Annotated in this window: 8 protein-coding genes; 5 read left to right on the top strand and 3 right to left on the bottom strand. The window is 64.6% G+C overall.

The genetic code is table 11. The features are described 5' to 3' along the window. The 4 genes from VFH65_RS07065 to VFH65_RS07050 all read left to right on the top strand — a co-directional run. The coding region (locus VFH65_RS07065) for an acyltransferase family protein (protein WP_353320443.1) at positions 1 to 926 on the top strand (926 nt) is incomplete at its 5' end. Between the two features lie 92 nt (positions 927 to 1,018). Continuing rightward, a complete protein-coding gene (locus VFH65_RS07060) occupies positions 1,019 to 1,735 on the top strand; it encodes a siderophore-interacting protein (RefSeq protein WP_353320442.1) in 717 nt (238 codons plus the stop codon). Positions 1,736 to 1,826: 91 nt separating this feature from the next. Then, positions 1,827 to 4,217, top strand: a complete 2,391-nt coding sequence (locus tag VFH65_RS07055; protein WP_353320441.1) for an arylsulfatase — start codon at positions 1,827 to 1,829, stop codon at positions 4,215 to 4,217. A 76-nt stretch (positions 4,218 to 4,293) separates the two neighbouring features. Beyond that, complete coding sequence (locus VFH65_RS07050) at positions 4,294 to 6,690, top strand: arylsulfatase (RefSeq protein ID WP_353320440.1); 2,397 nt, start codon at positions 4,294 to 4,296, stop codon at positions 6,688 to 6,690. Positions 6,691 to 6,695: 5 nt separating this feature from the next. Here the strand turns inward: VFH65_RS07050 and VFH65_RS07045 are convergent, their stop codons facing one another. The 3 genes from VFH65_RS07045 to VFH65_RS07035 all read right to left on the bottom strand — a co-directional run bounded on the left by VFH65_RS07045 (position 6,696) and on the right by VFH65_RS07035 (position 9,992). Continuing rightward, entirely contained in the window at positions 6,696 to 7,280 is a 585-nt protein-coding gene (locus VFH65_RS07045; protein ID WP_353320439.1) for a TetR/AcrR family transcriptional regulator, read from the bottom strand. Further along, positions 7,280 to 8,521: a cytochrome P450 gene (locus VFH65_RS07040; protein WP_353320438.1), complete on the bottom strand. Its 1,242-nt coding sequence runs from the start codon at positions 8,519 to 8,521 to the stop codon at positions 7,280 to 7,282. Before VFH65_RS07040 ends, VFH65_RS07045 begins: the two co-directional genes overlap by 1 nt. Before the next feature lie 103 nt (positions 8,522 to 8,624). After that, on the bottom strand, positions 8,625 to 9,992 hold the full coding sequence (locus VFH65_RS07035) for an FAD-binding oxidoreductase (protein ID WP_353320437.1): 1,368 nt from the start codon (positions 9,990 to 9,992) through the stop codon (positions 8,625 to 8,627). 122 nt (positions 9,993 to 10,114) lie between these two features. Between VFH65_RS07035 and VFH65_RS07030 the strand changes: the two genes are divergently transcribed. After that, positions 10,115 to 10,254: acyl-ACP desaturase (locus tag VFH65_RS07030; RefSeq protein ID WP_353320444.1), on the top strand; the 140-nt coding region annotated here is incomplete at its 3' end.

Here is a 10,254-nt window from a genome sequence, read left to right as displayed (position 1 = left end):
TTCTGCTGTTCCGGCCATGGGTCACGGCAGCGGCCTCAGGCGGCGCGCCGCCGTCGATGCGCCGTTATGCCTGGCACCGGGTGCGACGGATCATGCCCGCGTACGTCGTCACGGTGTTGGCTGCCTATCTGCTTTACCACTTTCGCACCGCGGGGCCGAATCCCGGACACACGCCGATGGGGTTGTTTCGCAACCTGACCCTGACGCAGATCTACACCGACAACTACCTGTACTCCTATCTGCACCAAGGGCTTACGCAGATGTGGAGCCTTGCGGTGGAGGTCGCGTTCTACGTCGTGCTGCCGCTGCTGGCGTACTTGCTGCTGGTGGTGCTGTGCCGGCATCGCTGGCGGCCGGGCCTGCTGATGACCGGGCTGACGGCGATGGCATTGATCACGCCGGCGTGGCTCGTCCTGGTGCACACCACCGACTGGCTGCCCGACGGTGCGCGACTGTGGTTGCCGACGTACCTCGCATGGTTCATCGGCGGCATGATGCTGGCGGCGCTGCAGCCGATGGGTGTGCGGGCGTACGCGCTGGTGTGTATCCCGCTCGCGCTGGTGTGCTACTTCATCGCGTCCACCCCGATCGCAGGCGAGCCCACCACGTCACCGCACGAGCTGCGCGAAGCACTGGCGAAGGCGGCGTTCTATGCCGTCATCGCCACGCTGTTGGTCGCGCCCTTGGCACTCGGTGATCGCGGACTGTATGCGAAGTTTCTGGCCAGCAGGCCGGTGGTCTTTCTCGGCGAGATCTCCTACGAGATCTTCTTGATCCACCTGCTCATCATGGAACTGGTGATGGTGGAGATCCTTCGCTTCCCGATCTACACGGGCTCAATGGCCATGCTGTTCGCGGCGACGTTCGTGGTGACGGTTCCGCTGGCCTGGCTGTTGCACCGGTTCACCCGCATCCGCTCCGAATAGGCTCGCTGAGGCTCCGGCCCATCGCGGCCCCCGCCTACCCGACCGAGGTTAGGTTAAGCTGGCCTAAGTAATCGATGCAAAGGGTAGGGCTGATGTCGGACAAGACGCCAACACGAGGGTTCCAGGGCACGGTGCTCAAGCTGCTGCGGGCAGGCGATTACCAGCTGACCGTGACGGGGCGGCGCGAGATCAGCCCGCACTTCCTCCGGCTGAGCTTCGAAGCGGGCGGCATGCTTAGCGACCGGCCGCTGCACCCCACGATGTGGATACGCATGTGGTTCGCCGACGGGGACAAGCAGCATCAGCGCGGCTACACCCTGGTCGACCCGAACCCGGAAGCCGACACCGTTGATATCGAGTTCGCGCTGCACGACGGCATCGCGTCGCGGTGGGCCCAGAACGCCCAGCCCGGCGACACCATCGAGGTGACGGTGCTGGGCAGCAACTTCACGCTGCCCGAACCGGCGCCGAAGGGCTATGTCATCGTCGGCGACACGGCCTCGCTGCCGGCGATCAACTCGCTTCTCACGGCCATCGGCGACACCCCGGCGCGGGTGTACCTCGAAGCCGGGTACGACGACGACAAGCAACTCCCCGTGGCCCGCAGCGCCGACGTCGTGTGGGTGGATCGCAAGAACGCCGGCGAGGCGCTCGTGCAGGCGGTGAGCGAGTCCGCGTTCGATGCGTGCGACCATTTCGGCTGGGTCGCCTGTGACAACAGGACCACGCGCGCGGTGGCCAAGGTGTTCCGCGAGACCTACAACATTCCACGCAAATCCATCAAGGCCCAAGCATATTGGTCGGCGTGACGGCTCGCGTCAAACCGCGTCCTTGACAGGCAGGTCGGCATAGTCTGACGCCCTCGGGCTCAACCAGAGGAGTCCGAGCGAGAGGACGATCATGCCTAGCTCGTCAGCCCAAAACAACGGTCATTCAAACGCGTGGGCGGACACGGTCCGGCGCGACATCCTGCCCATTCCCGACCCCCAGCACGTCGGCTTAACGACGTATGACGCCAAGGACCCGAACACGAAGTACCCCCCGATCACGACGCTGCGGCCACCCAAGGGCGCGCCGAACGTGCTGATCGTCCTGATTGACGACGTCGGCTTCGGCGCATCGTCGGTCTTCGGGGGGCCGTGCAATACCCCCACCGCTGAGCGGCTCGCGGCCGGCGGTGTGAAGCTCAACCGCTTCCACACCACCGCCCTGTGCTCACCGACCCGGCAAGCGATGCTGACCGGGCGCAACCACCACTCGGTCGGCATGGGTGCCATCACCGAGATGGCCACCTCCGCGCCGGGCAACAGCAGCATCCGCCCCAAAGAGAAAGCACCCATCGCCGAAACACTGAAGCTCAACGGATATTCGACCGCACAGTTCGGCAAATGCCACGAGGTGCCCGCTTGGGAGGTATCGCCGGTCGGGCCCTACCACGCCTGGCCCACCGGGTCCGGGTTCGAGCATTTCTACGGCTTCATCGGCGGCGAGGCGAATCAGTACTACCCCGGCCTGTACGAGGGCACCACCGCCGTCGAGCCGCCCAAGTCACCTGAGGAGGGCTACACCCTCAACGAGGACCTGGCCAACCGCGCGATCACCTGGGTCCGCCAACAGAAGGCGCTGATGCCCGACAAACCGTTCTTCATCTATTACGCCCCAGGTGCCACCCACGCGCCACATCATGTGCCCAGGGAATGGTCGGACAAGTACAAGGGCAAGTTCGACGAGGGCTGGGATGCCTTGCGGGAGAAAATTATTGCCAGCGAAAAGAAGCTGGGCGTGGTGCCTCAAGGCGCGGAGCTTACCGAGCGGCACGACGAGATTCCCGCTTGGGACGATATGCCGGCCGAGCTGAAGCCGGTGCTGGCCCGCCAGATGGAGATCTACGCCGGCTTCCTCGAGCAAACCGACCACGAGGTGGGCCGGGTCATTGACGCACTCGACGACCTCGGAATCCTGGAAGACACGCTGGTGTACTACATCCTCGGCGACAATGGCGCCTCAGCTGAGGGCACGCCCAACGGTTGCTTCAACGAGATGGCCACCCTCAACGGCCTGCCTGGTATCGAGACCACCGAGTTCCTGTTGTCGAAGATCGATGACTTCGGTACCGCGGCCGCCTACAACCACTACGCGGTGGGCTGGGCGCACGCGTTGTGCACGCCGTATCAGTGGACCAAGCAGGTCGCGTCACACTGGGGCGGGACCCGCAACGGCACCATCGTGCACTGGCCCAACGGTTTTAGCGACAAAGGGGCCACCCGCGACCAGTTCCACCACGTTATCGACATCGCTCCGACCATCCTGGAGGCCGCCGGACTGCCCGCCCCTTTGTGGGTGAACGGCATCGCGCAGGCACCGCTGGAAGGGGTCAGCATGCTGCAAACGCTGCAAGCCGCCCAAGCGCCCGAGACGCACGACGTGCAGTACTTCGAAATGTTCGGCAACCGTGGCATCTACCACCAGGGCTGGAGCGCGGTCACCAAACACCGCACACCGTGGAAGACCGACCCACCACCGCCCTTCGACGACGACATCTGGGAGCTCTACGGGCCCGACGACTGGACCCAGGCGCACAACCTCGTCGCCGAGAACCCCGAGAAACTCGCTGAGCTGCAACGCTTATGGCTCATCGAAGCGGTCAAATACAACGTCGTTCCCCTCGATGACCGTTCATATGACCGCATCAACCCTGATATCGCTGGGCGGCCGCAGCTCATCCGCGGAAACAGCCAACTGCTCTTCTCCGGCATGCGGGTCGCTGAAATGTGCGTCCTGACGCTGAAGAACAAATCGCATTCGGTGACAGCGAACGTCACCATTCCCGAATCCGGCGCGACGGGAGTGATCATCACGCAGGGCGGACATGTCGGCGGCTGGTCGCTCTACGCTCACGAAGGCCGGCTGAAGTATTGCTACAACTTCCTCGGCATCGAGTACTACATGGTCACGGCGGACGAGGCGATCCCGGCTGGTGACCATCAGGTGCGGATGGAGTTCGCCTACGACGGTGGCGGTTTGGGCAAGGGCGGCGATGTCACGCTGTACTACGACGCCAAAGCCGTCGGCACCGGCCGGGTGGAACAAACCCAGCCTATGGCGTTCTCCGCCGACGAGGCCTGCGACGTCGGCTCCGACACCGGCTCGCCGGCGTCAACCGACTACGGACCAACCGGCAACCGGTTCACCGGCGAAGTCCACTGGGTGCAGCTCGATATCGGCGATGACAGCCAAGATCACCTCATCAAGACTGAGGACTTGTTCAGCATCGCGATGTCGCGCCAATAGCTGTGCCCCATCAACATCGTCGTGCGAATCACGTTGGCGTCCCGTTATTTCCGGAATCTTTCACGAGAGGATGATCATGCCTAATTCGACACCCGAGGGTAACGGCCAAGCAGGCGGTACCGGGCCACAGCGGTCCCAGATACGCCGCGACATCCTGCCCATTCCCGATGCCCAACACGTCGGCTTGACCACATACGACGCAAAAGACCCGAACACCACGTACCCGCCGATCACGATGTTGCGGCCACCCGACGGCGCGCCGAATGTGCTGATCGTGTTGATCGACGACGTGGGGTTTGGTGCTTCGTCGGCGTTCGGTGGACCGTGCAACACCCCGACGGCCGAGCGGCTCGCTGCGAGCGGCGTGAAGCTCAACCGCTTTCACACCACGGCACTGTGTTCCCCGACTCGTCAGGCGCTGCTGACTGGCCGGAACCACCACTCAGTCGGGATGGGCGGTATCACCGAGATTGCCACGTCTGCACCGGGCAACAGCAGCGTGCGGCCGAAGAACAAGGCGCCGATCGCGGAGACGTTGCGGCTCAACGGATATTCGACGAGTCAGTTCGGCAAGTGCCACGAGGTGCCGGTGTGGGAGGTCTCGCCGGTCGGTCCGTTCGACAACTGGCCCACCGGGTCGGGGTTCGAACACTTCTACGGATTCGTCGGCGGGGAGGCCAACCAGTATTACCCGACTCTGTTCGAGGGCACCAAGCCCGTCGAGCCGGAGAAGTCGCCGGAGGAGGGCTACACCCTCACCGAGGATTTGACGGACCGGGCCATCACCTGGATTCGTCAGCAGAAGGCGCTCGCCCCTGACAAGCCGTTCTTCATGTACTTCGCGCCGGGCGCCACCCATGCCCCGCATCACGTTCCCGCGGAATGGTCGGACAAGTACAAGGGCAAATTCGAGGGCGGGTGGGATGTCGAGCGGGAACGAATCATCGCCAGGCAGAAAGAGCTTGGCGTGGTGCCCGAGGACGCCGAGCTGACTCACCGGCATGACGTCATTCCGGGGTGGGACGACATGCCCGCGGAATTGAAGCCGGTGCTGGCCCGTCAAATGGAGATCTATGCGGGATTTCTCGAGCAGACGGACTATCACGTCGGTCGACTGGTCGACTCAATCGAGGACCTCGGGGCTCTCGACAACACGCTCATCTTCTACATCCTCGGCGATAACGGTGCGTCGGCCGAGGGCACACCGAACGGCTGCTTCAACGAGATGTGCACATTGAACGGGTTGGCGGGCATCGAGACGCCCGAGTTCTTGTTGTCGAAGATCGACGACTTCGGCACTCCCAACGCGTACAACCACTACGCCGTGGGCTGGGCGCATGCTCTGTGCACTCCCTATCAGTGGACCAAGCAGATCGCCTCGCACTGGGGCGGCACCCGCAACGGCACCGTTGTGCACTGGCCTAAGGGATTGACGGATAAGGGCAAGACCCGCAACCAGTTCCATCACGTCATCGATGTCGCGCCGACGATATTGGAAGCGGCGAAGATACCGGCGCCGCTGGTCGTGAACAGCACGACTCAGGCGCCGCTGGAGGGCGTAAGCATGATGTCGACGTTGCGCGACGGCGCCGCTGCGGAAACCCATGTCGTGCAGTACTTCGAGATGTTCGGCAATCGTGGCATCTACCACGACGGCTGGACGGCCGTCACCAAGCACCGCACACCGTGGCTGGAAGACCAACCTGCACTGGCGGACGACGTGTGGGAGCTATACGGACCCGATGACTGGACCCAGGCAAACGACTTGGCCGCGGAGAACCCGGACAAGCTCGCCGAATTGCAGCGGCTGTGGTTGATCGAGGCGGTCAAGTACAACGTCGTGCCGATCGACGACCGGTCCTTCGAGCGATTCAACCCCGATATGGCTGGCCGGCCACAGCTGATCCGCGGAACGACCCAGATGCTTTTCCCCGGCATGAGGCTCACCGAGAATTGTGTGCTCACCATCAAGAACAAGTCGCACTCGATCACCGCAAAGGTCACGGTTCCCGAGTCAGGCGCGGCCGGAGTGATCGTCACTCAGGGCGGCAAGGTCGGCGGCTGGTCGCTGTATGCGCATGAGGGCCGGCTGAAGTACTGCTACAACTTCTTCGACATCGAGTATTACTTCGTCACCGCCGACGAACCGATTCCCGCTGGCGAGCATGAGCTGCGGGTGGAGTTCAACTACGACGGCGGCGGCCTCGGCAAGGGCGGCGACGTCACGCTGTACTACGACGGCAAAGCGGCCGGCACCGGCAGGGTGGAGCAGACCGAGCCGATGGCCTTCTCCTGCGACGAAGCATGCGACGTCGGTATCGACACTGGTTCGCCGACGTCACCGGACTACGGCCCGCACCAGAACAAGTTCTCCGGCAAGATCGATTGGGTAAAGCTCGACATCGGCGAAGACAGCCAGGATCACCTCGTCACCGCAGAGGACAAGCTCAACATCGCGATGGCGCGGCAGTAGCGCCGCTAGGCCGTCGTTTCGCGCGCTACCGGCACCACGATCGGCACGACGAACTCCTCGAGCATCGAGCGTTCGTCAACCTCGTCGTGCCCGGGAAACACCAACAGCGACGTCATCACCCGCACCAGCCACCGGGCCCGGTGTGCAACGACCTCGGGGTCGTCGGGCGCGAGTGAGATCACGAACGCCTCGGTGAGCGCCCTGATCACCTCGGAGTGCTCGGCTATCTCACCGCCGATCGGCCGCTGGGTGGTGGCGAACCACGAAGAGAGAGCCGGGCTTTCGCGGACATTGCGCAGCGAGGTGATGATGCCTTCGATGAGCCGCTGCGCCGGATCGTCGACGCTGGCGATCTGATCGGCCATCTCGCGGTACAGCCGATAGCTCTCGCGATGGACGTAGGCGGTGTAGAGCGCTTCGCGGTTCTCGAAGTATCGATATAGCGTTGCGCGGGAACAGCCTGCCGCCGAGGCGATTTCGTTCATTCCCACGGTGGCGGCTTCCTGCCGGGCGAACAGGTCGTTCGCCGCGTCGAGGATCCGGTCGGCGGCCACCTCGGTGCGCCGTGCGGCCAGCCAGTCGCCGGGCATCAGGCCGTCACCCGCATCGGCACCGACAGCGGGCGGCGGACGTAGCTGCCCCCGGCCCAGACGATTCCGGATTCGTCGACCTCGAAGTCCGGGCACCGAGCCAGCAGCTCGGTCAGCGCGATGCGGGACTGCATCCGGGCCGCCGCCGCGCCGAGGCAGAAGTGGGCGCCGTGGCTGAACGTCATGATGTTGCGCGGCCGTCGCCGGACGTCGAGTTCGGCAGCGTCAGGGCCGAATTCACGTTCGTCACGATTGGCCGACCCGTAGAGCAGCAGTACCCGCCGTCCCGCGGGAATCGTGGTGTCGCCGATCGTGACGTCGCGAGTGACGGTGCGGGCCAGCCCCTGCACGGGGGAGGTCAGCCGCAGGAACTCATCGACCGCGTCGGTGATCAAGTCGGGGTCCTCGGCCAGCAGCCGTCGCTGGTCCGGCCGTTGATGCAGCAGCTGCACCGAACCGCCGAGCATGCCGGTCGTGGTGTCGTTGCCGCCGGTGACCATCGTGAAGGTGAACGCCAGAACCGACAGTGTGCCGGCGATGTCGCCGTCGGCGCCGACACCTGCGGCCACCAGATGCGAGATGGTGTCGTCCTGTGGCTCGCGGCGACGCAGCTCGATCAGCTCGGAGAAGTAGGCCATCATCGAGCCGACCGCGTCGCCCACCGATGCCATCGCGCCGGTGATGCCGCCCGATGTGGTGTTGGCCGCGACGATCGCCTCGGTCCAGCCGTCGAACTGCTTGCGGTCGGACTCCGGTACGCCGAGGTAGTGCGCGACGACCATCGACGGCAGCGGCTTGAAGAGCTCGGCGACGATATCGCCGCCGCCGTTGGCGCGTATCCGCTCGATGCGCTCGATGACGAACTCGCGAACCTTGGGCTCGACGGACTCGACCTGCCGCGGCGTGAACCCGCGCGACACCAGCTTGCGAAACTCGGTGTGCACCGGCGGATCTTGCATCACGAACGGCGGATTATCTTGCAGACCAATGATTTCCAGCTCGCCGTAGTTGACGGTGAGCCCCTGGGCCGACGAGAAGGTCTCGTGGTCGCGGGCAGCATGCCACACATCGGCGTGCCGGGACAGCACCCAGTAGTCGCCCTCGGGGTTATCTGCTGGGACGACGTGATGCACCGGGTCGTGGTCGCGCAACGCGGCGTACATCGGCCACGGGTTGGGCCAGGTATCCGCATCGGCGAGCTGGAACCGGACCGGCGAATGATGAGACAGAGTAGCTGTCATGTCTCATTGGTACGACACTGCCCGGGAACGTGTCAATAGTCACCTGCGATTTGTGTGCGAAAACGAGCGGTGACGAGCGCAACGAAACGCACACAAATCAGCGCTAAAGCGCTGCGCCCGGGTTGAGAATGCCGTCGGGATCCAACGCCTGCTTGATGCGGCGGTTGAGTTCCATCGCCTCGGGCCCGAGCTGGCCCGCCAGCCACGGCCGCTTGAGCCTGCCAACGCCGTGCTCGCCCGTGATGGTGCCGCCCAGCCCGACGGCCAGATCCATTATCTCGCCGAACGCCTGTTGGGCCCGTTGCGCCATCGCCGCGTCCGCAGGGTCGTAGACGATCAGCGGATGGGTGTTGCCGTCGCCTGCGTGCGCGATCACCGAGATCATCACGTCATGGTTCGCGGCGATCTTCGCGACGCCGCCGACCAGGTCGGCCAGCGCGGGCAGCGGCACGCCGACGTCTTCGAGCAGCAGCGAGCCTTTGGCCTCCACCGCGGGAATCGCGAACCGGCGCGCAGCGACGAACGCTTCGCCCTCGTCTGGGTCGGATGTCGAAAACACTTCCTTCGCACCATGTTTGGTGAAGACGTCCGCCATGAATTCGGTGTCTTCGACGCCGGACGGTCCACGGGAGTCGGTAGCGGCCACCATCATCGCGGCGGCGTCTCGGTCAAGACCCATCCGTAGTTTGTCCTCGACGGCGTTGATCGCCGCCGAGTCCATGAACTCGAGCATCGACGGCCGGATCTTGCCGGTGATCGTGACAACTGCTTTGGCGGCGGCTTCTACCGAGTCGAACGTCGCCACCACGGTGCACGCCGGGTGCTGAGCCGGCAGCAGCCGCAGGGTCACCTCGGTGATCACGCCGAGCGTGCCCTCGCTGCCGACAAAAAGCTTCGTCAACGACAGCCCGGCGACGTCCTTGAGCCGCGGACCGCCGAGCCGCACCGCTGTGCCGTCGGCCAGCACCACCTGAAGGCCGAGCACGTAGTCGGTGGTGACGCCGTACTTCACACAGCACAGCCCGCCTGCGTTGGTCGCGATGTTGCCGCCGATGCTGCAGATCTCGAACGACGACGGATCCGGCGGGTACCACAGCCCGTGCTTGGCGACGGCCTTCTTCACCTCGGCGTTGAGCAGGCCGGGCTGGACGACGGCGGTGCGGGTGACGGGGTCGACGGCGATGTCACGCATCTTCTCGGTGGTCAGCACGATGCCGCCGTCGAGAGCCGTCGCGCCGCCAGACAGACCGGTGCCCATGCCTCGTGGCACGACGGCGATCTTGTGGGCGGTAGCCCAGCGCAGCACCGCCTGCACATCTTCGGTGCTGCGGGGCCGGACGACGGCTAGTGGCATCGCCGCGCTCGGGTCGAAGGCGCGGTCCTGCCGGTAGGACGCCAGGATGTCGGGGTCGGTGACGACGGCGCCCTCGGGCAGCTGCGCGATCAGGCCGGCCAGCGGATCCGCGTTCACGCTGTTCATGCTACGAGCCGCCGGCTAGCCAATTCAGTGAGCTTCGGCGTGCCGATTCTGCGGTAACCGTCCGGCGCAGGTAGGTTAGTGCAACCAACGGGTACAGATAACTGGGAGGGGTCATGGCGCAAGACCTGACCGACCTGCACCTACTCAAAGAACTTGAGCCGGTGGTGGAGGCGAATCTCAACCGGCATCTGCGGATGCGCAAGGACTGGAACCCGCACGACTACATCCCGTGGTCGGATGGCAAGAACTATTA

It is taken from the genome of Mycobacterium sp., assembly GCF_035697385.1.
In the GTDB taxonomy this organism is placed as follows: Bacteria; Actinomycetota; Actinomycetes; order Mycobacteriales; family Mycobacteriaceae; genus Mycobacterium.
The sequence above is the reverse complement of the archived record's forward strand: the minus strand, read 5'-3'. Positions and strand labels throughout refer to the sequence as shown.